The following is a 26,069-nucleotide window of genomic DNA, read 5'->3' on the forward strand; positions in this document are numbered from 1 at the left end:
ATCATTACAATTAAGGTAGTTATGCAGAAAGTTTCAGTATAATTATTAGTTATGCGGCTCAGTCTATCGGTGACGGCATCGTTGCAAGGTTGCTTGTCAGGCACAGTAGTCTATATCCCTTTTCTGAAATACAATTTAACGAAGTTGAGCCGTCCTACTAATTCCTATGAACGACAGTTCTACCTTGAAGTCAATCCTACTGTTAGCTGCCAATCCGAAAGGAACAGTGAGTTTGCGTTTGCAAGAAGAGGAACGGGAAATTAAGGAACGGTTGCGTTTAGCGGGATATGGCAAAGTTCCTATCAACTCAACTGGAGCAACCCGAACAAGGGATATCCAGCAGGCAATGCTGGACTTTAAGCCGCAGATTGTGCATTTTACGGGTCATGGGGCGGGGGAAAATGGTTTAGCGTTTGAAGATGGGACAGGACAACCCAAACTGGTTGACTCAGACGCATTAGCTGATCTATTCAAGCTTTTCTCTAGGCATGTAGAATGCGTTGTCTTGAATGCTTGTTACTCACAGGTTCAAGCTGAGGCAATCGCACAACATATTGACTACGTGATTGGAATGAGTCAGGAGATTGGAGATCGTGCTGCAATTGAGTTTTCCGTTGGCTTCTACACGGCTTTGGGTGCTGGAGAGCCGATTGAGTTTGCATATAAATTAGGTTGTAATGCGATCCAGTTAGAGGGTATTCTAGAACATCTAACCCCAATTCTTTTTTTAGGAAAAAAAGAGCTAGCTGGTGTGACTTTCACACTAGAAAACGCCAAGTATGAAAACTTCTATACTACCGGAGGGGGTGGGTTTGCTTTTTTGAGCGATAGCAAGCTAGCAGTTATTGGGGAACCATGGCACCGTATTTATCTAAATCAACCTTTGCCTAGTGATTTCAAGGCTGTAGTTCAATTTAGAACTGAAAACCTTGAAGCTCAATTCATTCTGGGTTTAGGTGATGGTAGCGCAATAGGCGAAAACTATTGTTTTGTTATGCATCCTGAATGGACTGCTTTTAAGCATACACTGGCAATGCGAGAAAACATAACTGATGATTGGGATAAATACGTCTCTGTTACAAAAATTGCACATTTCCTAATCAAACCTAATATCGCTTATCAAGTTGTATTTGAACGCAGAGATGGGAACATAAATGTTTTGGTAAATAACTTCTTGGTGTTTAGATTGAAATCTGAGGATGTTCGAGATATTAACCAATTCAATTACTTGTATCTAGCTGAGGTAACACAGCAACGACTAATCATTGAAAGTTTAATAATTGAGGAACTTAACTGAGTTCCATAAATCCGCCTAACAATCGTGCTGAACCGAAACGTATCAAAATGGTCGGATTAGTTACAGAGTTTATCTGCGTCCGGTGAGCACGACCGTTATGCCAAAACTATAAGTCGATTGATGTTATTGGGTTTTACTGGATAAATGTAAAATCTTTTACTAGCATTCTTGAGACGAGAATACCGCCAAGCGATCAGAGGCGCATCACCTAATAGATCGCACAATTTTAGTAAGCCTCATCTTGAAAAAAGGTAAAATTATAGGAGTATACCAACCTCGTTGTAGCAATTGTCTAACGTGGAAGTACGCCTATATACAGCTTAGTTCTAACACTCTGGTAACATCTCAATGCAACTAGAAGACTACTTTACCTTTCTCGCTACCAATGATATTCGCCTAAAAAATACGCGAATTGGTATTGAAACAATTTTATATGACTACATTTATCGCAGTCGCACACCTGAAGAAATTGCCAAAACGTACCTATCATTAAGTTTGGAGCAGGTTTATGCTACAGTTCTCTACTATCTTCATAACAAGCAAGAGATTGGTGAATACATCACTAATTGGCTAGAGTGGGGACATAAAATGCGAGAAGAGCAAAAACATAATCCACCGCCAATTTCTGAAAAATTGCGTCAACTTCGAGCCGAACGAATAACACTAGGAAAGTCCTATGCAAATCAAGTATTTGATGGATGAAAATCTCCCTCCTATTTATCAAATACAGCTACGACGGAAAGAACCTGATTTAGTGGTCTGGGCAATTGGAGATCCCAACACACCGCCAAAAGGCACTTTAGATCCAGATATTTTGCTTTGGTGTGAAAAATACGACTTTATTCTTGTAACGAATAATCGGAGTTCTATGCCCGTCCATCTAATCGATCATCTCGCTCAAGGGCAGCACATTCCTGGGATATTCCAAATCAATCCCAGTATGAGCTTGGGTGAAACAATTGAAGAATTAGTATTAGCTGCTCTTGCTTCGCTGGATGACGAGTATCGCGATCGCATTTCATACTTGCCATTGCAATAACGTATCGAGAAGATCGAGTTTGGATAATCAGCGCACGAGAGGTAAACTGATTGAGTTTTAGAGAGTGAATGTAAAGTCTTTGACTAGCATACCTGGGACGAGAATACCGCCAAGCGATCGCGTTTCATAGGTTCCTGTATTAGGAATAAATTCGCGAAAATCGGTAAAAGCTTCGAGATTTTCACCGAGAAAGTCATAGATACTATCATCAAAACGTAGATTCTCAATGGGAGCGATAAACTCACCATTCTCAACCCAGAAACAAGCATAGCGAGTCATCCCAGTAATTCTACCGCCACTGCGATCGCTCCAATTGAGATAATGTAAATTGGATAGATAGAGTCCCGTATCTAACTGTTTGAGAATGTTAGACTCAGCTAAACTTCCTGCGGCAACTTCAGGCGATCGCATCGACTCACCTTCATCCGCACCATTGGCAACCTTGCCATATTCCTTCGCACTGCGCGAACTCACCAATGTATTAACAAGCTTCCCTTCAGCAATAATTGGTAAATATTCAGGAGCAACCTCGCCTAAATCATTAAAACGCGGTACATTCCCATAGGTAAAGTTTTCACTAATGGATAGCAAAGGAGAAAGAGTTCTTTCTTGATTTTTTAATTTCAATAGAGCGCTACTACTCTGTTGTAAACCTGATTCTCCCGCACTCCAAGTCAAAAAGCCCAATAACTCCGATGAAGCCGCAGGTGCAAAATAAGTACGGTACTGACCACGCTCTAAAGTTCTACTAGGCTTTTGCAAAGCTACTAATTGTTGCTGAGATCGATTAATCTGCAATTTATAAGCCTGTGGTTCCCAATCTTTGCCAGCATAAATACCTTTGACTGCTTTTTCTCCTGAATCAGTCTGGACAAACATCGAATAATCCACAAAAAAAGAATCCGTCGCAAACCAATGTCTTTGACCTGCGGAATTCGCATTAGCCCGAATTATAGAACCTGAGGCATAGAAGCCCGTAAAGTCAACATTATTCACTGGCGCGAGAATTGTCGCGATCGCCTCTTCTGGATTTAACAAATTGCCTTGATAAACCTCGCGACTGGAGCCTTGGTTCTCAGGAAGGACTAGATAAGGATTTTCGGGGATCTGAGCAACTTCTTGCCTGAGATATTCAAGATTAGCGATCGCATAAGCTATATCAATTTCGCGATCGCCTGTAAATGGAAACTTAGCAAAAGCTTCACGCTGATTATAAATTAGCAAAATGGTCACATTCCCATCGGCGACCACTCCTGACTGTCGGACTTTAGCATGGTTAAATCTGGTGAATTGACTACGCTCACTCTCTAAATTAATCGTTAAATGTTCTCCATGATGCAGACTATCAATCAAGCGATCGGCGAGTTGATAAAATGCCTTTTCTAGAGATTGTTCTTCTAGATGTCTGCTCATCAAAAAATTAACTCCAAATAAATTAATTACAGCCTACAGAAAATTTTTGAAAGCCCCGCTTTGCGGCGCTTTCAAAAATTTTCTGTAGATTAAGTATAGGCGGCGCGAAGTGCCAACCATACTTATCTACAGCATAAATGTTCGCGAATCAACACCTGAAGTATCGCGATTCGCCAGAAAATCATTCATCACATTGTCAGATTCTAAATTGCCATCCACCAAGTTAATAATGCGATCAGCCACATCAAGGATACGGTTATCATGGGTCACCATCAAAATGGTAATGTTTTCCTCCTTTGCCATTTTTTGCATAAGAGTCACCACATCACGCCCAGATTTTTTATCTAGCGCCGCCGTTGGCTCATCGGCAAGGATTAAATTCGGACGATTGACCAAAGCTCTTGCGATCGCCACTCGTTGTTTTTGTCCACCCGATAGAGCATGGGGCTTATAGTCAACTCTTTCCCCTAGCCCAAGCTGCGTCAAAATATCCGCCGCTTTATTCGCTGCCATCGCATTACCACCCTCATGGGTAAATAGATCCGTGGACATCATCACATTTTGTCTAGCCGTCAAAGAATGAAAGAGGTTATGCGCCTGAAATATAAAGCCAATATTTTTACGTATTTGCACCAATTTTTTAGGATTTAGCCCTTTTAGTTCCTGACCCAAGACTTTCAGACTACCATCTTGGATTGTCCGTAAAGCCCCTATTAAAGTTAGAAGTGTGGTTTTACCTGAGCCAGATGGTCCTGTAAGGATCACAATTTGCCCAGGGTAGATCTCTAGATTGATGTCAAATAAAACCTGCTTAAATAAATCTCCTTCACCGTAATGAAAATTTAAATTGCGGATTCGGACTGATGGCTCGAAGTTCGGAGATAAAGACTGTGGCGTAGAATCTAGATAGGTATCGAGCATAAGCTATGTCCTGTGAGCAAAATAAATAAAAAATATAAGATTTATTCAAACTATCAATGAAGCTCTCAGACTATATTAATTATGGCAGGTACATTTGTTACCTGTGCAGTCAAATCTACTTAATTATTCATTAAAGGTTCTAAAATTATGGCATCACGAACCTTAGTCAAAAATTATGTTGCACAATGGATGCAGATGGGCAAAACCGTAACTTTGTCTACTCAAGGTGAACAAGTTCGTGTCTACAAGATTTTACAAGGGGAAAAATACTCACCTGCATTTAACCAACTCTGGGACGACATTAGCACTATTAAAGCCCAAGAAGCCTATTTAAGTGGTACTGATCAAACTGTTAGTGACTTACTCAGCAATAAATGGGAAATTATAGCTTGCGCCCGTTGCAATTTGCTTGTACCATCCATCGACATTGGTCCAAGAGTTCCTGTTTGCTGCCCCTGTAGTGATTTACCCACTCATCCCAACCTTGACTTAGTTTCTCCCCATAGACCAGTTACATTGGTATCGCATCTTGACGATCTATGCGACCGCCTAGCACAAAAGTCAGAAACTCAAGATCAAGAATCCTATGCAGCATCTGACGAAGATACCTACACGTCTGACGAAGAAAATACTCAAGCTATCCATAATCTCAGAACTTCAATGCTAAAACTCGTCAAATCTGGTCAATTGGAATAATTTTTAGACTGATGATATTATTAGTAGCCATCACTAAGGAGCTTAAGATAAGGAACCAGATTTTTGATGGCGCGGCGAAGCCGCACCATCAAAAATCTAGTTTAAATTGCAGAATTCTTACCGATACCATTTAAGAACTTACAAATGTCTGATGTCGTAATTCGGGTCGAAAATTTAAGTAAGAAGTACATTATTGGTCACCAAAAGCAAGAACGCTACACCGCTTTACGTGATGTGATCGCTAATGGAGCCATGTCTTTGTGGCAGGGATTAACTGGCTATCGCCAAGCAAAGCATGATGATCTTAGTGAGGAGTTCTGGGCGCTCAAAGATGTGTCCTTTGAAATTAAGCAAGGTGATCGCGTTGGCATCATCGGACGCAATGGTGCAGGTAAATCCACTCTCCTTAAAATCCTCAGTCGCATCACCGAACCCACCTCGGGCAGAATCTCCATCAAAGGTCGAGTTGCCAGTCTTCTAGAAGTTGGCACAGGTTTTCATCCAGAGTTAACTGGTCGAGAGAATATATATCTCAATGGCGCAATTTTGGGAATGGATAGATATGAGATCAAGAATAAATTTGATGAAATAGTTGCCTTTGCAGAAGTAGAAAAGTTTTTAGATACACCAGTGAAGCATTATTCTTCAGGAATGTATGTAAGGCTTGCTTTTGCAGTAGCCGCACATCTAGAACCAGAGATTTTGATTGTCGATGAAGTATTAGCGGTAGGAGATGCTCAGTTTCAGAAGAGGTGTTTAGGGAAGATGGAAGATGTGGCAATTAGGGAAGGAAGAACGGTTATATTTGTAAGTCACAATATGGGAGCGATTGAGAACTTATGTACACAGTCCATTTTCCTTAAACAAGGATCAATAGAACGACTAGGCAAAACTCAAGAAGTACTCGATTTTTATCTAGGGTCGTTGTCTAGTGATTCTTCTAGTAATAGTATTGATAAAATTACAGAGCGTCAAGGACTAGGAGAAGTCCAATTTAAAAAAATTGAATATTTTATAGATGGGAAACCATTCAATAGATTGGTTACAGGACAAGATACAACTATTAAATTGTATTTTCAAAGTTCAAATATTTACAAAATATTTAAATCCTGTAGAATTGGTATAGCTATTAAGAGTTTATGGTCAGAGCTGATTGTTATGTCAACCGAAATGGTTTATCAAGAAGCTCTAGATATCAATATAAATAATTCTATTTGTTTTCATATAAAAAGACTTCCACTGTCTCCAGGGACTTACAACTTTGTGCTATTTTTAGAATCCAACAAGGTTATTCAAGACTGGATTAAAGATGGACTGAGTGTTGAAGTTGAACATGGTGATTATTATGGTAATAATAAGAACTACCCCGAAGGATACGCTGGAAAAACTGTACTAATCGAATTTTGTTGTGAAAAATTCCATGATTCTTAACTTGAAGGTTAAAATAGGTAATATCTTTTACAGAATCTCAAATAAAATACTAAGTCGCTTTAGATATACATTAGTTCCTAACAAGAATATAGAGATATATAGAAATTTATTTAAAAAGTATAGTTGGGAAATAACATACACCGAGCATAAACCAATTAACATGAATAGGGAAGAACTCCCATGGTTCACTTTTCCAGCTATAGAATACTTATCTCAAATTGACCTGACTCAATTTAAAATATATGAGTGGGGTTCGGGAAACTCATCAAAATATTTTGCTAGACGTTGTCATTCCATTGTCAGCATTGAAAGTGACAAAGAATGGTATGACTATGGAATTAAGGAATTAGAAAAAAACCAGAAGATTGTTTTATGTTCACCGAGAGAATATGCAGCTTCTATTGATACTAATAATCAACTATATGATCTGATCATCATTGATTCTTTGTATCGCTATGAGTGTGCTAAATATGCACTTAAGCATCTTAAGTCTGGAGGTATAATTATTTTGGATAATTCAGACTGGCATCCTAATACTTGTAAATTTTTGAGAGAATCTTCTCGTTTTATCCAAGTTGACTTTCATGGTTTTGGACCAATCAACCAATACTCATGGACTACATCTCTATTTTTTGATAAATATGCAGAAATAAAGCCCTTAAATAATGTCCAACCCCATTATTCTCAAGCCGCTATAATCCAAGTTAGTGAATATGATCAAGCTGACCCTAGTACCGAGGTTTAGATTATGATTTTCAATAAAATTTTAAGAAGATTGAAAAAATTACTAGGTGTTCTTCTTGACAAATATTATACTTATTCAATTGACCAATATAATTATCATTGCGTCGCATTTAGTCAGGAGGGGGAGGACTTAATACTGGCTCGATTTTTTGAAGGGCAAGCTAAAGGATTTTATGTGGATATTGGTGCACATCATCCTCAAAGATTTTCTAATACATATTATTTCTATTTAAAAGGATGGAAAGGAATTAATATTGATGCAAGACCTAATAGTATGAAAGTCTTTAATATACTACGCCCTAATGATATTAATTTAGAAATACCTATCTCTGACAAATCAGAAGTATTGACTTACTATGAGTTTGATGATCCAGCACTAAATAGCTTCTCCTATGATTTATCTCAGCAAAGGGTTAATGATACTAATTACAAAATAGTCTCTAAACTTCAACTAAAAGTGCAGACATTAGCTGAAGTTTTAGATAAACATCTTCCGCTTGACCAAAAGATTGACTTTTTAAGTATTGATGTTGAGGGACTAGACTATCAAGTTCTAGCTTCTAACAACTGGGAGAAATACAAACCTAAAGTAGTTTTAGTGGAGGATTTAGAATTAAGTTCTTTGGAAAATATTAATATTTCTAAAATATATTTTTTATTAGAAAAAAAAGGCTATATATTAATCGCTAAAACTATTAGAACTTTGATTTTTAGATTGCAAAATTAGCTCCAAATAAGTTTTGGATATTTGACGTTGTTATGACTAGCCTAAATACTCCAGTTGTTTTTATTATCTTCAATCGCCCAGATCTGACCCAAATAGTATTTGATGCTATTCGACAAGCAAAACCTACACAATTATTCGTTATTGCTGATGGAGCTAGATTTCCAGAAGAATCTGAAAGATGTCAACAATCTAGGCGGATTATTAAACAAGTAGATTGGGATTGTCAAGTTCTAACTAATTATGCTGACACTAATTTAGGATGTCGCAAAAGAGTGTCGAGTGGCATCGACTGGGTATTTGAACATGTTGAAGAAGCAATTATCTTAGAAGATGACTGTTTACCGCATCCTTCATTTTTTAGATATTGTCAAGAGTTGCTAGATTATTACCGTGAAGATAAAAGAATTTGGTGTATTAGTGGCAATAACTTCCAAGATGGACAATGTCGAGGTAATGGAAGTTATTATTTCTCTAACTATAACCATTGTTGGGGTTGGGCAAGTTGGCGGCGAGCTTGGCAACAATATGACCATGCCCTATCTAACTGGCAAACAGTTAGAGATGGTCACTATCTAAAAAGCATTTTAGATAGTGAGTTAGAAATAAAATATTGGGGTGATATCTTTGAGAGATTAGCTACATTAGGTCAGCCTAATTCTTGGGCTTATCCTTGGACTTTTACCTGCTGGCAAAATAGTGGACTAACAGTATTACCAAATGTCAACTTAGTCTCCAATATTGGCTGTCGTAGTGATGGTACTCATATTAAAGAGGATTCAAAACTTGCTAATTTACCTGTCCAAAATATTGGTGAAATTTGTCATCCATCTTTATTTGTACGCGATCGCGGAGCTGATGAATATACTTTTAACCATGTTTTTGATGGGATAGCGATGAAAGAAGCGAATAGTTTTACTGGTAAGCTACGTTCTTACCTTTCAACATTTAAACGTAGAATTATTCGCTTGGTTACCGACCCAATAGGTCTTTACCTTTCAGTAATTAAAAAATTTGCCCATAGTAATTGATAAAATATAATATTTTTTAACGGCTATCAGTTCCTTAATTCATTCTCAAAAATATAACTTTATTAAAATATTTAATACTACTTCCTTCCTAGTCTAAAAATAGACATTAAATCCCTAAGATTAGTGATGCTGAGCTAATCTCCACATCACTAATCTTAGGGGTGATGAGAGTAATCAATTGATCACAGGGATTCAGAAAAGTTGGTTTGGGTCAATTAAATCTTGATCGATATGTTTGCATCTTTATTTATTGGTAAGTACTTGTGCAAAATAAATTCTAAAACCCGTAAAGTTGCGCCCCTCATAGGTGAAACTTTACGGGTTTTGCTTTGTAATTAATTACCTAGATACTCATCAAATAGGCGTTTTAGCACCCATCTCCATTACAGCGCGGCTCTGGATAGCTAATTAGTGATAGACCGATGAAGTCGTTGATTGGCGAGGCTTTACAAGCAAATCGCAGCTAAAGCCTAGGAGCGCTATCAGGTATAGATTACAGATTGATATCACTAATTAGTGAGCCAGTGCCCAGCGCTTTGCGCTGACTTAAAACCCAGAAATAATATTGAAAGCGCCGCAAAGCGCCGCTTTCAATATTATTTCTGTACTACTTAAAGCCTCAATAATCTGTAGCTGACCATTGCTCTATCTGTCGCGTCTCGTTTGAGAATTGAAAACCAAACCCAGTAAGGGTTTTTAAATCAAGAAATGGCTACGCCATTTCTTGATTTAGTATGAATACTATTTTTGGGTTTCTATTGTGTCAAAATGTTAAGCGTGAGAGTAATTTTTGACCCAACCCAAATTTCTCGTCCCACTGCGATCGCCCTCGGTAACTTTGATGGCGTACATGTGGGGCATCGGCAGGTGATTGCGCCTATTTTGCCGACATCTTTGAGTGATCGCTACCCAAATTTAACTAGTACTGTCGTTTCTTTTTCGCCGCATCCCCAAGAATTTTTTAGTCAAAAACAGCGATCGCTACTTGCCCCTTTGGATGAAAAAGTAGCCTTGTTCAAAGCCCTTGGTGTGGAGCAGTTAGTTTTGCTGCCCTTTGATGCGGATCTTGCCAAGCTAACTGCTGCCGAATTTATCCAGCAAATTTTAATTGACTCCCTCCAAGTCGAATTAATCAGTGTTGGCTTTGATTTTCACTTTGGGCAGAAACGACAAGGTAATGTCACTGACTTACAAAATATTTGGGGCGATCGCCTTACGGTGGTTCCAGAGCAGACGATGAGATTCGGGGAGGGAGAGCAGCCTCCCGTAAGGATCAGTAGCTCGAATATTCGGACAGCCCTAGCCCAAGGTGAAATTGATTTAGCTAATTCGCTGCTCGGTCGTCCTTATAACCTAGTTGGTAGGGTTGTCCAAGGTAAGCAATTGGGACGGACGATAGGCTTCCCCACCGCAAATTTAGAACTGCCTACACAAAAGTGTTTGCCGCGTGATGGGGTGTACGCAGTGCAAGCAACGGTCAATCATCCTGATGTAGAAACACAGTCACAAATATTAGGGGTGATGAATATTGGATTGCGTCCAACTGTAGATGGCGATCAGCGATCGGTTGAGGTGCATTTATTTAATTGGCAGGGTGATCTTTATGACCAGATGCTTAGTGTAAACCTTATCCAATTTATTCGACCTGAGAGAAAATTTGATTCACTAGATGCGCTCAAATCTCAAATTCAGTCTGATTGTCAATCAGCACTAAACTATCTTCCCCCCTATCGCCAACAGATGGTAATGTCTTTTCCTCGTAACTTATATGGCAATGTAATACCAAGTTAAGAAATGGCATAGCCATTTCTTAACTTGGTATTACATTGCTGGGTTGGGACTTTACAGTAATTGCCGCTCAAAACCAAACCAAGAAAAAAATTGAAAGCGTTGCTTTGCAACGCTTTCAATTTTTTTCTTGGTTTGGTTTTGAGCGCAAAGCGTTGTAATTCACAAAAGTGTAGCTACATTTTCGTGAATTGGGATAAGAGAAAGCTAGATAAAAGTGGCGGCGCATTGCGCCGCCACTTTTATCTAGTTAGAGGATGGCATGATTGTCTTTGCCAATTCTTCAACTCCTCTACGTTGGTACAGATTGATTTGTCTACGATTTGAGAACCTTGATTTGATTGTGGAGTCTGTCAAAATCTCTTCAACTTGATTAAGAGGAAGTTGTAAAATTATGGCAATGTCTTCTCCAGAGAGCCATTGTTGACCAAATAGATTCAAGATTTCTTCATCTTTGGCACTGAGTAGTTCGTTTAGTAGCTTCTCTAAAAGCAACCAACAGGCGATCGCATCCGATTCGGCTCGATGGGACTTACCGACATCAAAGTTGTAGTGTTTGACTAACTTAGGTAGCGATCGCGATGGCAAGTGTGGCAGTAACAACCTTGAGAGTTTGACCGTACAAAGTTGCTTAGGAGCGCTAAATTCAATACCGAGTCTTTGATATTCAGCTTTGAGGAAGGAGTAATCAAACCCAATATTGTGAGCAGTCAAAATTCCCGTTTGCAACATTGGTAAATATTTTGGCAAAATCTGATCGCTGCCATCAACATCAGTAACCATGCTCTGTGAGATACCTGTAAATCTAACGATTTGTTCAGGTATGGGGATGTGAGGATTAATTAGGTCGGTAAGTATCTGCTGAATTCCATCTTTAAGTGTGGCTTGAAGAACTGAAATTTCGATAATGCGATCGCGATCGCCTTTTCCTCCTGTTGTTTCTAGGTCAACTACTGTAAACACCTCTGTACTAAGCTGGCGATAGTAGGTGAGTAATTCCGTAGAGAGATTGGCATTAATTTTCATTGATTCTAATTAGTTAAACGGCTAATGCGTCAGTCTTAAAGCTGTCATCAGCCTAGGAAATAAAGTGGCGGCGCAAAGCGCCGCCACTCGATTCTTGGGTTTAATGCAAGTGGCTACAGCCATATAAAGCTTGATAAGTAAGCTGCACCAAACCTGTATCAAAGGTTTGAGAATTTTCTAACTTTAAATTGAGAGTAGGTAGAAATAAAGGAATACCTTCACCTAAAATGATGGGGTGGATCAACAAAATAAATTTATCAACGAGATTACTTTCTAAACAGGTTTTGGCGATCGCTGCGCCACCAACTAGCCAAATGTGTTTACCATCTTGAGATTTAAGATTTTTCACAAAGCTAGCTAGATCGACACCTACAAAAGTCACATTTTCATCTTGCTCTTGCTGAATAGTACGTGAAAATACAAAACCTTGCTTATCAGGATAGGGATATTCGCCCCAAGATTGGATCTGCTCATAGGTGTTACGTCCCATGATTAGGCGATCGCAGGTCACATAAAAATCCTCATATCCATAATCCTGATCTGTAAAAAGCCAGTCCACCGCTCCAGAACTACGCGCAACATAGCCATCTAAACTTGAGGCAATATACAAAATCAATTGTCCCATAGCAGAAAATCTAGTCGTTTTCGGTAAACCAGCGATCTTTCGATCCCCATTAAATGATATTTTGAGAAGCGGTTAGCTTTATATGTGAGTGCAAAAAAGTTAAACTCTTAGAGTTTGATCCTATTGATATGTTGCATTTTCTTGCATATATCTTCTTGCACGTCATTTCATTGCAAATTTTTTAGATTCTGAGTTAAGAGGCTGGAGTAAACAGCAAGCATGGTAACAACCGCAGAGAAAGTATCAGTCGGGCGCATCACCAAGATCATCGGTCCTGTGGTCGATGCCGAATTCCCCAGTGGCAAAATCCCCGAAATTTATAACGCCGTAGTCGTAACTGGTCGTAACTCCGCAGGACAAGACATTAATGTCACCTGTGAAGTACAACAATTATTAGGCGATAACCAAGTTCGTGCAGTTGCAATGAGTACCACTGACGGCATCGTTAGAGGTATGGATGTAACCGATACAGGCGCACCGATTAGTGTTCCTGTTGGTCCTAACACCCTTGGTCGGATCTTCAACGTATTAGGCGAACCTATTGATGAATTAGGACCTGTTACTACCGAAGAAAAATTCCCAATTCACCGTCCATCCCCTGCATTTACATCACTCGAAACCAAACCTAGCACCTTTGAAACGGGCATTAAGGTAATTGACCTTCTCGCACCTTATCGACGTGGTGGCAAAATTGGACTATTCGGTGGTGCTGGTGTAGGCAAAACCGTATTAATTCAAGAATTAATTAACAACATCGCCAAAAAGCACTCTGGTGTGTCGGTGTTTGGTGGTGTAGGCGAACGTACCCGCGAAGGTAATGACCTCTACAACGAAATGAAAGAATCGGGCGTACTTCAGTACCTCGCTCTTGTTTACGGTCAAATGAATGAGCCACCTGGAGCGCGTATGCGTGTTGGCTTAACCGCCTTGACCATGGCTGAGTACTTCCGTGATGTCTCCAAGCAAGACGTATTGTTGTTCATCGACAATATTTTCCGCTTTACTCAAGCTGGTTCAGAAGTATCTGCACTACTTGGTCGTATGCCCTCGGCTGTAGGTTATCAACCCACCTTGGCAACCGATATGGGTGCTTTGCAAGAGCGCATTACCTCAACCACCGAAGGTTCCATCACCTCCGTACAAGCGGTTTACGTTCCTGCGGATGACTTGACTGACCCAGCTCCTGCAACCACCTTTGCTCACTTGGATGCAACCACCGTGTTGTCTCGTGGCTTGGCTTCTAAGGGTATTTATCCTGCGGTTGACCCCCTCGATTCTTCCTCGACCATGTTGCAACCAGGTGTAGTTAGCGATGAGCATTACCGTGTAGCTCGTGGCGTACAAGCAATTCTTCAGCGCTACAAAGAACTGCAAGATATCATCGCCATTTTGGGTCTAGATGAACTCTCTGAAGATGACAAGTTGGCTGTAGCCCGCGCCCGTAAGATTGAGCGCTTCTTGTCTCAGCCCTTCTTCGTTGCCGAAGTATTTACTGGTTCTCCTGGTAAGTATGTCACCCTCGAAGAAAGCATCAGTGGTTTCGATCGCATCCTTAAGGGTGAACTTGATGATCTGCCTGAGCAAGCTTTCTACCTCGTTGGTAACATCGAAGAAGCGATCGCTAAGGCTGAAAAGCTCAAGGCTGGTAATTAGGCATTTTTGCTATTAGCGTTTAGCTGTTAGCTGTTAGCCTTTCAAAAAGCTAAGCGCTAACAGCTAACAGCTAACAGCCCAAAAGCTAAAACTTAAAACCTATTACCAAATATTTTAAAAAATGACCCTAACTGTAAAAGTAATTTCCCCAGATACCACAATTCTGGATACTGTCGCAGAGGAAGTGATTTTACCTAGTTCCACAGGGCAATTGGGTATTTTGACCGATCACGCCCCTCTAATTTCGGCTCTCGAAACAGGCGTGCTACGTTTTCGCAAAGATAAAGCTTGGGCTGCGATCGCTCTTACGGGTGGTTTTGCTGAAGTCGAAGAAAACGAAGTAACCGTTTTGGTTCGTAGTGGCGAATTAGGCAGCACGATCAATGCTGAAGAAGCACGCAAAAAACTTGAAGATGCGGAGCAAGCTTTGGCTGGTATCAAGTCTGAAGATAAGCAAGGTAAGATTCAAGCTGAGCAAAATTTGCGGATAGCTCGCGCTAGATTGCAAGCAACTACTCCTATCTAGTAAAGATTTTCGCTTGACGAAAATCTTTATCGAATCAAAAAAGCGATCGCCATAGGCGATCGCTTTTTTGATTATTCAATGGGCGTAGCTAAAATCTTTTTGAGGGCAATTAAGCCTTTTTTGAGTTGTCGTGAAACAGTAACAGCACTGATGCCTAAAGTCTCAGCAACCTCACGATGAGTAAACTCTTTTAAAAATACAAACTCCACCACTTCACGGGTGCGATCTTCTAGGAGGTCAAGGGCTTGCTGGAGACGAATATTGGCTTCTTGGGCAAGCTGAAAACTTTGGTATTTCTGATCAGTAACTAGATCACCGATCGAAGTGGAATTATCTTCGCTTTGATCAATGGGTGTATCTAGACTAATCGGCGATCGGTTTTGACAGGCTAGTTTAATGTCATACCACTCACTAACAGTAATGCCTAGCTCATTCGCTATCTCTTGACTTGATGGTTCCCGACCAGTCTCCGTACGCCTATTACGAATGATTTTACAGCCTTGGTTATAGGTGGCTAGCCACGCACGCGGCATTCTCACCGTTGGGCTTTTGTCGCGTAAATAATGCTGGATTTCGCCCTTGATATATGGCACGGCAAAGGAGCTAAAAGCATTACCTTTGCTCACATCAAATCTCTCGATCGCATTAATTAACCCAATTGAGCCGACCTGCATGAGGTCTTCAAAACTTTCTTGGCATTGATTTTTCCAGTGATAGGCTTCACGACGCACTAAGCCAATATTTAAATTTACGAGTTTATTGCGTAGCTTGATTGTGGGATTAGCACGATAGGCTTGCAAAATTTCCAGACTTTCTTGTTTGCGGGTGATGGTAGTTTGCGGATCAGATTCTTCGGCTTCGTGAGGTTCGTTACGATTGTCAAGATATTGTCTTTGCAAAAAATTCTCTAGATGCTTGTGAATATGAGATCGCGCAAATTCAGAAAAATTTGAATCTGTTTCAGGATTAAATTGGAGCAAGGCTTTTTTTAATCCTTGTTTACCAACTTCGAGTAGTTCACGATCGCTGGATCTGCGTTCCCCAACCCGACGATTTGAGACTCGACGCTCGTTTACATTTGGTCGATCACTAGATCGGCGATCGCCAATATTTCTTTGATTAATTAATGAGATGGGTAAAGCCGCGATCGTTTCACGAATTAATCCCATGTGAATTTCAATTAGCTGTTGCTGCAAAGGATCAGAGGGAGAAACTCTATAACCTCTTAAAAGTGTGGCTACATTTTCATTAGTTAAATTATTTTCATCTAATGGCATAAGACGAACATCCTCAATGATGCCAGCAGCCAGAAAATATGCCCAATACATTAGGGGAGAGCTTTGCATACATGTGCTTGATACCAATAGCTGTCAATGGCACATAGAGTTTCGTTGTTTTAGCTTGACCCAAAGCCTTGCAAGACTTAACTAAAACCTAATGAAAATCATAGGATCTATGTTTGCATGTTCAAGTTCTTTGATTGTCTAAGACAACTACAGAATTTTCATGTTATTCATAGTCCATAGATTATACCTTTAACAATGATTTAGTGCCATGATGGAAATTATGATTAGACTAACATGATCATCACTTCATCTCCCATTGGTACATAGGTTTGGTTTATATGCATTACTGCTAGGGCATTTGAGCTAATCGCACTGATCAAATTTCCCGAACTATAATTCTGCACAGGTTGAAAAATAGGCTTTCCTTTTTGATAGGTTAAATTTCCCCATAAGTAGGTTTCGCGCCGCCCTTGTGAGTGTAAATCCTTCATTGTGACGGCTTTAATAAATTGTGGATACCAGTAAGTTTGATTACTTCCATTTAATTTAGCGATCGCACCACGAATAAATCGCCAAAAGCTAGTCATGGCTGACATGGGATTTCCGGGAACTCCGAAATAGAGAATTTTATCCTCACTTTTGTTCACATTAAAAGAGGGAGAGAGGGATGCGACTGTAAGCGGTTTTCCTGGTTTAATCGCCACTGATTGCACATGAATATCCGCTCCCATTTTTTCTAGGATTTGATCCACATAATCGTAATCACCGACAGAAACGCCGCCTGAAGAGATAACGATATCCGCTGAAGCGAGCGCCTGTTGCATGACGGCTTCTAGTTCTGTTTTGTCATCGCGGACATTGCCAAAAGGAATAGCGATCGCCCCTACTTGATGAATTAATGCTGATAATGCATAGAGATTGGAATCGATAATTTGACCCACTTGAAGCGGCTGCGAACTGTCAAGGCTCAACAATTCGTTGCCTGTAGAAATAATTGCTATTTTCGGTTGACGGTAGATTTTCACTTGCTGACATCTTGCGGAAGCTAAAGCACCGATTTCTGTTGCGCTTAATTTGGTTCCTGCTTTGACTAGAGTTGTCCCAGTCTGAATAAATTCACCTTTGCGGCGTACATATTCACCTTGGCTTGGCTTGACCTTAAGCTGTAAAAAATTATCAGTGCGTTCAGTATCTTCCTGCATGATTACCGTATCTGCACCATGCGGCAACATTCCACCCGTAAATATGCGGATACATTCACCTTTTTGTAAGGGTTTTGCGATCGCTGTCCCTGCGGGTATTTCATCAGAGGCGATCATGAGTTTTAGTTCAGGCAAATCGGCTAAGTCTGCATAACGCAAAGCATAGCCATCCATTGCTGAGTTGTCCCAATGGGGAAAGTCCATAGTGCTGTTAATGTCTTCAGCAAGAATTCGAGCGATCGCCTGCGACAACGGCAAGATTTCACTATCGATTTCTGGATCGAAAGGTTTGACTAAATCTAAAATTATTTTTTCGACTTCAGAGACAGGTAGCATAAGGACATTAAAGATAGAGGGCAGCGCTTAGGGCTGCCCTCTACTATAGAATTTATTTATGCGTATAGATATTGTCACTCTCTTTCCTGAATTTTTCACTTCGCCATTGCAGACAAGTTTGCTCGGTAAGGCGATCGCGAATCAAATTGCGGAAGTACATCTCACCAATCCTAGAGATTTCACCACCGATAAGCATCATCGTGTCGATGATGAACCCTATGGCGGCGGTGTAGGCATGTTAATGAAGCCCGATCCCATTTTTGCGGCAGTGGAATCACTCCCAATTTTGCCTAAGCGTGAAATCATTTACATGACTCCGCAGGGGGAACCAATGAAGCAGGAGATGTTTAAAGAACTCGCTAATTACAATCAGTTAGTTCTCATTTGTGGAAGTTATGAAGGTGTGGATGAGCGCGTATGTGAACATCTCGTAACTCGTGAAGTTTCCCTCGGTGATTTTGTACTGACCTGTGGCGAAATTCCTGCGCTGGCACTAATTAACGGAGTCGTGCGTTTGCGTCCAGGGACAGTTGGGAAGGAAGACTCGCTCAAGTTTGAGAGCTTTGAAGATGGATTGTTAGATTATCCACAATATACAAGACCACCCGTATTTCGTGGTTGGGAAGTTCCTGAAGTATTGCGATCGGGTAATCATAAGTTGATAGCGGAATGGAGAAAGGAACAACAAATTTTAAGAACAAAAGAACGTCGTCCTGATATGCTTTAGCGATCGCCTAGTAGTAGCATGTGTTAGCGCAGCGTAACGCATGTATAACATGTATTGAAAATCTGCGTTACATTTCATTAATGCACGCTACAAGATAGGCGATCGCACTCAAAGTATAGGGTTAGGGAGTTACTCTGATGTCGATTACCCAAGGACGGAAGCCTTCTTTCATAACATAATCCCCTCCCTGCTTAATGACGTTTTGATCGCCATTTACTGCTGCTGCGTTGACAAAGAGAATCCCTAACTCCTCATCCCAAAATACACCTCTAGCGTCATGCTCATGCCCAAAAATATGTAGTCGGGGGCGCTCATCTGGGAGCATTACGCGCAGACGCTCCCGCAGAGCCACACTACCAATTGCAATCGGCTTTTCCCGTAGAACTCCACCATACTGCACACTGGAGTCGAGAATTCCCAAAGGAGGGCTATGCGTGATCAGCACATCTAGTCGAGAGGGGATATCTGCGTAAAGTTCTATTAAACGCTGAGGGTCGCGAGCAAAACCCTCGTAGCGCAGAGGATTACCTTGGGTCATCGCCTGTCGGCGAGGTGTCAAACCTATGTATGGTGAACCAAAGAATTTCAACCCTGCTATCTCTTCCGCAGAATGCTGAAGTAGACGCATGGGAGCGCAGAGATTATCAATTTCGTTGTCCTTGAACAAGTCCTGTGCAGTAGTCATCAATTCACTGCTCCATTGTTCTTCTGGATGCGAAAGGGAGGCAACTTGGAGCCATGTTTCTACGTCTAGTGGCTTGTCATGATTTCCCGCGATCGCTACAACGCCATAGGTGAAACGAGCCGCTAGCGAACGTAGCCATGTTGCCGCATCAGTAAGCTCAGTAAGAAGTCCATTCTTTGTATGGTCTCCTGCATGAATCAACAAATCCCCTTCAGGGAAAAGAGAAATAGGTATATCAACATTATGGGTGTCAGAAACAATCACTAACCGCAACCATCCTAGAGTACGGGGTGCATCAGCAGACACTATCGCTATATCTCTCATTTCCACCATGACTCGTTCTTGGGCAGTTATCCTATTTCTTCTTGATGACGATTAGCATATTTTGATAGCTAAACTATGGATTAGACCAAAAAATTCAGTCTAGTCTAACTATAAAGTGTATAGGCTGAAAGTCAAGTTTCGAGACTCTTACTCTACATCGCTAGAGATTTTAATATGTGGTTAGAAAAATGCGCGATCGCCTAACAGATATATACCCGCAATTGGCTAAAGCAACAAACGATATGCAGAAATAATCTTTCAATCTAACGCCTTGGGTTACTCCTGAATATATTGCCTTTCAATCCTAACCAAGATTATTTCTCATCGGGTGCAATTGGATAAATTTAGACTGCACTCACAAGTCAATCAATTCTCCCTGTGATACTTTCCGTTTCAGCACAGGCGCAAGATGTTCTGGGATACCTTGCATTTGGATAGCATTACAACCAAGTTTGTAAGCTTTCTCAATGGTTAAGCCTGCCAGGATACCATCGTAAAAGCCTATGGAAAATTCGATAGCAGCGTGGTCTTCGATCGCATTACTCATCCCAATCACAAAAGGAATATGCTGTGCAATCGCCTTTGCCTGCGTCTCAGAGTAGCAAGCATTCAGTACCACACAAGCTATCTCGTCTGAAAACTGTTCAAACAAACCTGCTATGGCTTCTGTACTGACTATTTTTGCCATACCCGTCATATCTTCTAGAACCAACCCTTCTGACCCACTGCCATGTCCAGAGAAATGGACAATCCTAGGATGCTCGTCTAACAAAGCTCTCCGAATATCACGAGGACGTACTGCCCAACGTTGCTTCAAAGTAAAATGGCTTCGGAGTTGTGCGCGTTGCAAACCTTCATCAATTTCACGAACTTCATTATCCAGTTGCAAGCGCTCTGTATTTTTAGGGTTTGCAGATAAAAATAAGATGACCGTTTGACCTTTTGGAGGATAATCATCAATTTTCGTTTCGATTGCTAACACCTGTTGTTTCAAACCTAAAACATCGCTCAGAATACTCTCTAACATTGGGCGCGATAAACTATAATTTTCTGAGTAGTTACCTGCTGTTCTTGGCATATTTGAGCCAAAAAAATTCTGTAAGAAGGCTTGAATTTCTGGATTGTGAACGTTAACGAGTTCACATATTTCTTCGTACACTTTCTGGAACGAATTTTCTACTATAGCTGATATAACTGTTTGATGATGGCGGATTTGTACGAATGCACCTTGACTCAAGTTACCTGCATCTTGAATGCTAAAGTCAAACTTTGGATGCTCCCTTCGCAATTTTGCCAATACTAGATCAAGAACCATCCAGTTTAATTTGTCTTCTAACATTACTTCAGTTAGACTACTGTCTGGATTCTGCTGGTATCGAACCTCAAACTTCCCAGGAGCAAAATAACGCTGCTGAAAGGGTTCACCAGCTTGATCTATTTTTAGGTAAATATAATCACATTCAACACCTTGGAGATTTGTATTGTGTAAATTCCAATCAGCAATGCAGATTCCTGTTAGCTTAGCTCCAGCTAGACTAACGTTTACTAACTGTGCACGGGCTAAAATTGCCTCTCGCAAATCTGCTCCTTTTAGAATAGTCTGGTTAAGATTTGCGTTGGTCAGATTTGCCCCTCGAAGATTAGCCTGCTGCAAATTAGCTCCACTTAGATTGGCTGTGATCAAGATACTATTACAGAGATCTGCTCCCTGTAAATCTGCCTCAGTCAAATCTGCTCCAGTGAAATCTAAAGTCTGTAATTTAGCATCTCGCAAATAGACTCCTCTCAAGTTCACTCGCCTAAAATCAGGATTTGTAGAATAATTGGTTGTTAGCAATTTCTGCACTTTAGGCTGATCTAAATCTAGATATCTGTTATCAACGTGTGCTCGTGATAGTCCCTCAACGCCTATCCAACAGGTACGATAGAATTTACAAGCTCTCAAGTCAGTATTCGCTAAAATAGAGTTGCGAAAATCAACATAGCTAAGATCCAAACCATAATAGGAGGTGCCTCTTAAGGTTCCTAAGTAAGTAGACCAAATCTTCAGATAAGGGAAATTCTTTTCTCCCTCTAAAGGTTGTTGTAGAACTTGTGACTGAGTAAAAACAACATTCAAACAACCAAAACATAATCCTGAAAAAGCCAATGTTTGCAAAAAGTATTCTGGCAAACTGTTAGTAGCCCTTAGCTCATTGAATCTTTGAGTGTTCAGAGCACTATAGAACATAGCCTTTGCGATCAAGCCAGCAGTACAAATATTGATTCCATAAATAGGATATTTCAAGACTTTTAGATAAGGATATTCTTTGTTTAAGGAAAAAACAGCAAAATACAGCATTATTACACTGAGAAATGCTATCGTCCCTCCCAAAGCTAGTATCACTAGAAGTTTTAGTAACAGATCAACTGTGTCTTGGCTAAAGAAAACGACAAGATGTCGATTGAAACCAACAGCTATCAGCATCGAAAATAGCGCTATTAATGACGACAAACAAGCACCTTTTATCGCCCCGAATATTGATGTTGTTATCCCCCAAGCAATAATAAATATTCCTAAGCAAGAAAATACGATTTTCGATCCTGCAAAATCCTGTAAAATCCCTGCAACAACTAGTTCAGCAATTAATCCTTCCCCACAGCCAGAAACAATAGAGATTAGGATTAAGAATAAAAGTATCAATCCAACAGTGGCATCTGTTTGACCAGCTATAATGCCTCGTTGGTCAAATGTTAAATTATTTTGAGATATTTTTAGCCCTCGAACGTCTTTGTTACTTTTCACAGAAAAAACCTTAGCTAATTTAACAGTAGATTGTAACGATTATTTACTATACCAAATCTAAGCAATAAGACCTTTTACAATCATCTTATAATACTTATATTCGTTCTTGCTCTTAGTTTTAAGCTACTTAGCTTATCATCTAAGCAGTTAAGTAGTTAAACAGTTTAGATAGCCTGAAAAAGTTTACACACATTGTACATACAGAAATTATATGACCTTAAAAAGAATTGTCACTCAAGGGTTAATTGATGGTTTTTTAGGGAGTGTACTCGCCAGCTTAGAAGTAGTTAATGATGAGCAAGATTTGGAATACTATAAAAAAGAAGCGCAAAGTTTCATTCCAATACCAAAACCAAAAGTCGAGGAGATTGATCTGGCATTAAAAACGACACGCATTAAGGATGACAAAGATTTTATTCGGATTATTAATAAAGTTTATAAGGAGAAACACAAGCGGTCGTCACGATTCACAACTGCTGTAGGAATACCAGATTTCCTAGATTTTTCTTTTTTTAGTCGGGGTATTGGCTCTGGTAAAGCTGTTTGTCGAATTTTACGAAGAATTGACCATGAAGACGATGCAGCAGCTTTATCAGAGCTTGTGAAAACCGCGATTGAGGGTAGATGTAGGATAGGAAATCCATTTTCTATAGAAGAGATGGCAGAACTACTTCTCTTCAATGATCAACGGAGGGATGGTTTCTTTAAAGGCTGTAATGATACAAATTTCGATCAAGCGTTTACTCTACAGAACATCAAAGAATATTTGGGTGGTATGTTACCTGCTGGAACAGGCTTTTTAGTTTCAGAAAACTATCTCTTAACTGCTAATCACGTCATAAAAGAAATAAATCTTGATAAACTCGTGTGCGAATTTCTTTATGAACAAAATTATCAGGAAGAAAATAAAACCTCTCAACAAATAAATGTTGAGAGGTTGGTGACCAGCGATGATAATTTGGATTATGCCCTGATAAAATTGAAGGATTCTGCTGAAGAAATAGGAGAAAAGCTCCAAATTTCAGCAGAGGAATATCCTCGACTAACAGAAGATGATGCAACGATCTCGCCACCTTTATCCTTTAAAAGCGAACAAGAATTAAAAAAGAAGCATTCTAACTTCCTATTTGAACCTGCGGTGGAAGAAATGTTGGAGAAAGCAAGACTGCTAAAAACTTATAAAGATGGGGTAGATGGCTTAGATGGAGAACCTGTTACTGTCATTCAACATCCTAGAGGAGATTACAAAAAAATTGTTGTTTCGAGTAATCGGGTTATCAACATGAGTGATGATTTTATTTATTACGAAGCGGATGCTGAACAAGGTTCATCGGGAAGCCCTCTTTTTAATCAGGCATGGCAATTGGTTGGACTGCATCGAGCCTATATCGCTGAAAACAATATAGTTGTTGGGTATGAAGGAGTTAGAACTTGTAAAATCGCCAAACATATACGAGGTAAAGCTCTAAACGGTGAGTTAGATTCAGGACTAGTTAATATTCTTTTAGGTGACGGCTTGAAAAGTTTCGAATCTAGCATATAAATAATTCTATTTGCTGGTTATCAAGAAATTTACTATCTAAAAAGAGAGTGTACTTATACTATATATACTGACTCAAATTCTGAAGAAAACTTTGGAGGAAAAATGCAAAGTAAGGGAGTGAGAATGAGTAATATCCTAATTACTCATTCTCACTCCCTTACTTACTCTTTGAAGCTTAGCGATTATCTCTTGATGTACTTCAATACGGTATAAACAGCCTAAATATAGTCTTGGAAAAATTTAGTCTAATGTAACTATAGGGTATATAAGCTGAAATCCAAGTATTTGTCTAATCGACCTATATGAGATCTCAATACAGCAAAACGCTGCCTAAAACTATATTTTGGAATATTTATGCAGAAAAATTTGACTAATCACCTAAATGAGGTGTTTAGTCTGACAATACATGTATTACCTTAGGTTAGTTGCCTTACTGATTTCACTATATAAACTTAGTCACTACCTCGGAAATTGCTAGATAGATTACAGGATTAAATACTTCTTAAGCTCTTACTGCATAGAGGAGGACTACATGCATTGGAGTAAACGATTTATTTTATTTCATAACAAACCATACTTAGCAAAATGGAACATGATGAGGTGAATACTTTAGCCCAAAATCTCATTTAGCCTTTTATATATTTAAACAATGGCAAAAGCAAAAAGTCGATATGTTTGTAATAACTGCGGAGAAGACTTCCCGCAGATGTATGGGAAATGTCCCGCTTGCTCCAGTTGGGGATCATTGCAAGAGGAAATAATTCCTGTCATCTCCACAAATACCAATGCGATCGCCACATTCTCGCATCTCGGTACAGCCAAATCTACAGGCAAGGCAAAATCTAGAGAATCCTTAACCCTCTCGCAAATTACGGACAACGACCAAGCGCGATCGCCTTCTGGTTATGAAGAACTTGATCGCGTTTTGGGTGGAGGTATTGTCGCAGGCTCCCTTGTGCTGATTGGTGGTGAACCGGGGATTGGCAAAAGTACCCTATTATTGGGCATGGCGCAAAAACTGATGAGCCGCTATCCTACGCTCTATGTCTGTGCCGAGGAGTCAGCACAACAGGTAAAACTGCGATCGCAAAGATTAGGAATCTTAGAAGAGAACTCTGAAGATCTCTATTTGTTAGCGGAAACAGATTTAGAAACTGTTTTGAGAGAACTGCAATCTCTCCGTCCCAAGGTTGTCGTCATCGATAGTATTCAAGCCCTCTACTTCTCAAACTTAAATGCTGCCCCGGGTTCAGTTTCGCAAGTGCGGGAATGTACGGCGGCACTGATGCGGGTGGCGAAGCGCGAGAATATCTCTTTATTTATCGTTGGACATGTGACAAAAGAAGGCTCGATCGCGGGGCCAAAAGTTTTAGAACATATGGTGGATACAGTTCTTTACTTTGAAGGCGATCGCTTTGCTACTCATAGATTATTGCGATCGGTCAAAAATAGATTTGGGGCAACACAAGAAATCGGTGTATTTGAAATGATTGATCGCGGTTTGCGTGAGGTTTCCAATCCTTCGGAGTTATTTCTCGGCAATCGTGATGAATCTGTCCCCGGAACCGCCACAATTGTCGCCTGTGAGGGAACACGCCCGATTGTCGTGGAATTACAAGCCCTTGTCAGCCCTACCAGTTATTCTTCTCCACGCCGCACGACAACGGGTATTGAAACCAATCGCTTTCTGCAAATTCTCGCAGTTCTCGAAAAAAGAATTGGCATTCCCCTATCAAAACTTGATGCCTATGTTGCCGCAGCAGGTGGCTTAAATGTGGCGGAACCTGCGGTGGATTTGGGAGTAGCGATCGCTGTTGCTGCAAGTTTTCGCGATCGCACGGTCGATCCGCGCACAGTGATGATTGGTGAAGTGGGACTAGGCGGACAGGTGCGCCCAGTTTCTCAATTAGATTTACGATTAAAAGAAGCAGCAAAGCTAGGCTTTAAACGGGCAATTATTCCTAGTATGCAGGTGATGCAGGACTATGGAATGGAGATCATTCCTGTGAGTAAAGTTCTCGATGCGATCGTGGCGGCTCTGCCACGAACTAAGTTTGAAGTTGCTAAGCCAAGTGATGAATAATTTCATTCCCTCCAAGCTATAGCAACCAAAACCCCAGAATCAAGTGGCGGCGCGAAGCGCCGCCACTTGATTCTGGGGTTTTATGTCCTAAGCAAAACTTGCTTTGCTATATGGCTGTAGTCACTTGCATTACAAAACACAAAAGACGAGTGGCGCTTCGCGCCGCCACTCGTCTTTTGTCGAT

Annotated in this window: 23 protein-coding genes; 15 read left to right on the forward strand and 8 right to left on the reverse strand. The window is 40.4% G+C overall.

Features of this window, described 5'->3' with window-relative positions; translation table 11 throughout:
• Positions 1–166 precede the first annotated feature (166 nt).
• From H6G05_RS08435 to H6G05_RS08445, 3 genes are all read left to right on the forward strand, one after another.
• Positions 167–1,297 carry a CHAT domain-containing protein gene (locus H6G05_RS08435; RefSeq protein ID WP_190577751.1) on the forward strand — a complete coding sequence of 377 codons (1,131 nt, stop codon included), beginning with the start codon at positions 167–169 and terminating at the stop codon, positions 1,295–1,297.
• Positions 1,298–1,645: 348 nt separating this feature from the next.
• Positions 1,646–1,999 carry a DUF433 domain-containing protein gene (locus H6G05_RS08440; protein ID WP_190577752.1) on the forward strand — a complete coding sequence of 118 codons (354 nt, stop codon included), beginning with the start codon at positions 1,646–1,648 and terminating at the stop codon, positions 1,997–1,999.
• Positions 1,974–2,336 (forward strand): DUF5615 family PIN-like protein, encoded by a 363-nt coding sequence (locus H6G05_RS08445; protein ID WP_094532869.1) that lies wholly within the window; start codon positions 1,974–1,976, stop codon positions 2,334–2,336. The genes H6G05_RS08440 and H6G05_RS08445 overlap by 26 nt, the downstream gene beginning before the upstream one ends.
• Before the next feature lie 57 nt (positions 2,337–2,393).
• Here the strand turns inward: H6G05_RS08445 and H6G05_RS08450 are convergent, their stop codons facing one another.
• Positions 2,394–3,749, reverse strand: coding sequence for a TldD/PmbA family protein (locus H6G05_RS08450; protein WP_190577753.1), 1,356 nt, complete (start codon positions 3,747–3,749; stop codon positions 2,394–2,396).
• Positions 3,750–3,875: 126 nt separating this feature from the next.
• A complete protein-coding gene (locus H6G05_RS08455) occupies positions 3,876–4,670 on the reverse strand; it encodes a DevA family ABC transporter ATP-binding protein (protein WP_190577754.1) in 795 nt (264 codons plus the stop codon).
• A gap of 147 nt (positions 4,671–4,817) precedes the next feature.
• Here H6G05_RS08455 and H6G05_RS08460 point away from each other — a divergent pair, with 147 nt between their 5' ends.
• The 6 genes from H6G05_RS08460 (at position 4,818) to H6G05_RS08485 (ending at position 11,087) form a co-directional block, all read left to right on the forward strand.
• On the forward strand, positions 4,818–5,366 hold the full coding sequence (locus H6G05_RS08460) for a hypothetical protein (RefSeq protein ID WP_190577755.1): 549 nt from the start codon (positions 4,818–4,820) through the stop codon (positions 5,364–5,366).
• 144 nt (positions 5,367–5,510) lie between these two features.
• The gene (locus tag H6G05_RS08465) at positions 5,511–6,797 is read left to right on the forward strand and encodes an ABC transporter ATP-binding protein (RefSeq protein ID WP_190577756.1); all 1,287 of its coding nucleotides are present in this window, start codon (positions 5,511–5,513) and stop codon (positions 6,795–6,797) included.
• 160 nt (positions 6,798–6,957) lie between these two features.
• Positions 6,958–7,542, forward strand: a complete 585-nt coding sequence (locus H6G05_RS08470; protein ID WP_190577757.1) for an O-methyltransferase — start codon at positions 6,958–6,960, stop codon at positions 7,540–7,542.
• Between the two features lie 3 nt (positions 7,543–7,545).
• A complete protein-coding gene (locus H6G05_RS08475; protein ID WP_190577758.1) occupies positions 7,546–8,268 on the forward strand; it encodes an FkbM family methyltransferase in 723 nt (240 codons plus the stop codon).
• 32 nt (positions 8,269–8,300) lie between these two features.
• Positions 8,301–9,296 (forward strand): glycosyltransferase family protein, encoded by a 996-nt coding sequence (locus H6G05_RS08480; protein ID WP_190577759.1) that lies wholly within the window; start codon positions 8,301–8,303, stop codon positions 9,294–9,296.
• A gap of 768 nt (positions 9,297–10,064) precedes the next feature.
• The gene (locus tag H6G05_RS08485) at positions 10,065–11,087 is read left to right on the forward strand and encodes a bifunctional riboflavin kinase/FAD synthetase (RefSeq protein ID WP_190577760.1); all 1,023 of its coding nucleotides are present in this window, start codon (positions 10,065–10,067) and stop codon (positions 11,085–11,087) included.
• A gap of 243 nt (positions 11,088–11,330) precedes the next feature.
• Here the strand turns inward: H6G05_RS08485 and H6G05_RS08490 are convergent, their stop codons facing one another.
• The gene (locus tag H6G05_RS08490) at positions 11,331–12,110 is read right to left on the reverse strand and encodes a 3'-5' exonuclease (RefSeq protein ID WP_190577761.1); all 780 of its coding nucleotides are present in this window, start codon (positions 12,108–12,110) and stop codon (positions 11,331–11,333) included.
• Between the two features lie 100 nt (positions 12,111–12,210).
• The gene (locus H6G05_RS08495; protein WP_190577762.1) at positions 12,211–12,735 is read right to left on the reverse strand and encodes a dihydrofolate reductase family protein; all 525 of its coding nucleotides are present in this window, start codon (positions 12,733–12,735) and stop codon (positions 12,211–12,213) included.
• A gap of 219 nt (positions 12,736–12,954) precedes the next feature.
• On the opposite strand from H6G05_RS08495, the gene atpD reads away from it, so the two are divergent.
• Together atpD and atpC are read left to right on the forward strand one after the other, a co-directional pair.
• On the forward strand, positions 12,955–14,388 hold the full coding sequence (gene atpD, locus H6G05_RS08500) for a F0F1 ATP synthase subunit beta (RefSeq protein ID WP_190577763.1): 1,434 nt from the start codon (positions 12,955–12,957) through the stop codon (positions 14,386–14,388).
• Positions 14,389–14,509: 121 nt separating this feature from the next.
• Positions 14,510–14,914: an ATP synthase F1 subunit epsilon gene (gene atpC, locus H6G05_RS08505; RefSeq protein ID WP_190577764.1), complete on the forward strand. Its 405-nt coding sequence runs from the start codon at positions 14,510–14,512 to the stop codon at positions 14,912–14,914.
• 71 nt (positions 14,915–14,985) lie between these two features.
• Here the strand turns inward: atpC and H6G05_RS26110 are convergent, their stop codons facing one another.
• Both H6G05_RS26110 and H6G05_RS08515 read right to left on the reverse strand, forming a co-directional pair.
• On the reverse strand, positions 14,986–16,260 hold the full coding sequence (locus tag H6G05_RS26110) for an RNA polymerase sigma factor SigF (RefSeq protein ID WP_456356022.1): 1,275 nt from the start codon (positions 16,258–16,260) through the stop codon (positions 14,986–14,988).
• Positions 16,261–16,484: 224 nt separating this feature from the next.
• Positions 16,485–17,738 (reverse strand): molybdopterin molybdotransferase MoeA, encoded by a 1,254-nt coding sequence (locus H6G05_RS08515; RefSeq protein ID WP_190577765.1) that lies wholly within the window; start codon positions 17,736–17,738, stop codon positions 16,485–16,487.
• A gap of 58 nt (positions 17,739–17,796) precedes the next feature.
• On the opposite strand from H6G05_RS08515, the gene trmD reads away from it, so the two are divergent.
• Entirely contained in the window at positions 17,797–18,465 is a 669-nt protein-coding gene (gene trmD, locus H6G05_RS08520) for a tRNA (guanosine(37)-N1)-methyltransferase TrmD (protein ID WP_190577766.1), read from the forward strand.
• Between the two features lie 121 nt (positions 18,466–18,586).
• Here the strand turns inward: trmD and H6G05_RS08525 are convergent, their stop codons facing one another.
• Positions 18,587–19,456 carry a metallophosphoesterase gene (locus H6G05_RS08525; RefSeq protein WP_190577767.1) on the reverse strand — a complete coding sequence of 290 codons (870 nt, stop codon included), beginning with the start codon at positions 19,454–19,456 and terminating at the stop codon, positions 18,587–18,589.
• 373 nt (positions 19,457–19,829) lie between these two features.
• Complete coding sequence (locus tag H6G05_RS08530; RefSeq protein ID WP_190577768.1) at positions 19,830–21,761, reverse strand: pentapeptide repeat-containing protein; 1,932 nt, start codon at positions 21,759–21,761, stop codon at positions 19,830–19,832.
• A 157-nt stretch (positions 21,762–21,918) separates the two neighbouring features.
• Here H6G05_RS08530 and H6G05_RS08535 point away from each other — a divergent pair, with 157 nt between their 5' ends.
• From H6G05_RS08535 to radA, 3 genes are all read left to right on the forward strand, one after another.
• Positions 21,919–22,179 (forward strand): hypothetical protein, encoded by a 261-nt coding sequence (locus H6G05_RS08535; protein WP_190577769.1) that lies wholly within the window; start codon positions 21,919–21,921, stop codon positions 22,177–22,179.
• Positions 22,180–22,470: 291 nt separating this feature from the next.
• A complete protein-coding gene (locus H6G05_RS08540; protein ID WP_190577770.1) occupies positions 22,471–23,802 on the forward strand; it encodes a trypsin-like serine peptidase in 1,332 nt (443 codons plus the stop codon).
• 649 nt (positions 23,803–24,451) lie between these two features.
• Complete coding sequence (gene radA, locus H6G05_RS08545) at positions 24,452–25,885, forward strand: DNA repair protein RadA (RefSeq protein WP_190577771.1); 1,434 nt, start codon at positions 24,452–24,454, stop codon at positions 25,883–25,885.
• The last annotated feature ends 184 nt before the right edge of the window (positions 25,886–26,069 follow it).

The sequence above is a fragment of the Phormidium tenue FACHB-1050 genome, from assembly GCF_014696925.1.
Lineage (GTDB): Bacteria > Cyanobacteriota > Cyanobacteriia > Pseudanabaenales > Pseudanabaenaceae > Pseudanabaena.

Coding starts and splice junctions, on each gene's coding strand:
- H6G05_RS08495 (WP_190577762.1), bottom strand. CDS start 12,735: ATGGGACAATTGATTTTGTATATTGCCTCAAGTTTAGATGGCTATGTT.
- H6G05_RS08435 (WP_190577751.1), top strand. CDS start 167: ATGAACGACAGTTCTACCTTGAAGTCAATCCTACTGTTAGCTGCCAAT.
- atpD (WP_190577763.1), top strand. CDS start 12,955: ATGGTAACAACCGCAGAGAAAGTATCAGTCGGGCGCATCACCAAGATC.
- H6G05_RS08515 (WP_190577765.1), bottom strand. CDS start 17,738: ATGCTACCTGTCTCTGAAGTCGAAAAAATAATTTTAGATTTAGTCAAA.
- H6G05_RS26110 (WP_456356022.1), bottom strand. CDS start 16,260: ATGCAAAGCTCTCCCCTAATGTATTGGGCATATTTTCTGGCTGCTGGC.
- H6G05_RS08440 (WP_190577752.1), top strand. CDS start 1,646: ATGCAACTAGAAGACTACTTTACCTTTCTCGCTACCAATGATATTCGC.
- H6G05_RS08450 (WP_190577753.1), bottom strand. CDS start 3,749: ATGAGCAGACATCTAGAAGAACAATCTCTAGAAAAGGCATTTTATCAA.
- H6G05_RS08470 (WP_190577757.1), top strand. CDS start 6,958: ATGAATAGGGAAGAACTCCCATGGTTCACTTTTCCAGCTATAGAATAC.
- H6G05_RS08485 (WP_190577760.1), top strand. CDS start 10,065: ATGTTAAGCGTGAGAGTAATTTTTGACCCAACCCAAATTTCTCGTCCC.
- H6G05_RS08490 (WP_190577761.1), bottom strand. CDS start 12,110: ATGAAAATTAATGCCAATCTCTCTACGGAATTACTCACCTACTATCGC.
- H6G05_RS08475 (WP_190577758.1), top strand. CDS start 7,546: ATGATTTTCAATAAAATTTTAAGAAGATTGAAAAAATTACTAGGTGTT.
- H6G05_RS08465 (WP_190577756.1), top strand. CDS start 5,511: ATGTCTGATGTCGTAATTCGGGTCGAAAATTTAAGTAAGAAGTACATT.
- H6G05_RS08455 (WP_190577754.1), bottom strand. CDS start 4,670: ATGCTCGATACCTATCTAGATTCTACGCCACAGTCTTTATCTCCGAAC.
- H6G05_RS08445 (WP_094532869.1), top strand. CDS start 1,974: ATGCAAATCAAGTATTTGATGGATGAAAATCTCCCTCCTATTTATCAA.
- H6G05_RS08460 (WP_190577755.1), top strand. CDS start 4,818: ATGGCATCACGAACCTTAGTCAAAAATTATGTTGCACAATGGATGCAG.
- H6G05_RS08480 (WP_190577759.1), top strand. CDS start 8,301: ATGACTAGCCTAAATACTCCAGTTGTTTTTATTATCTTCAATCGCCCA.
- trmD (WP_190577766.1), top strand. CDS start 17,797: ATGCGTATAGATATTGTCACTCTCTTTCCTGAATTTTTCACTTCGCCA.
- radA (WP_190577771.1), top strand. CDS start 24,452: ATGGCAAAAGCAAAAAGTCGATATGTTTGTAATAACTGCGGAGAAGAC.
- atpC (WP_190577764.1), top strand. CDS start 14,510: ATGACCCTAACTGTAAAAGTAATTTCCCCAGATACCACAATTCTGGAT.
- H6G05_RS08540 (WP_190577770.1), top strand. CDS start 22,471: ATGACCTTAAAAAGAATTGTCACTCAAGGGTTAATTGATGGTTTTTTA.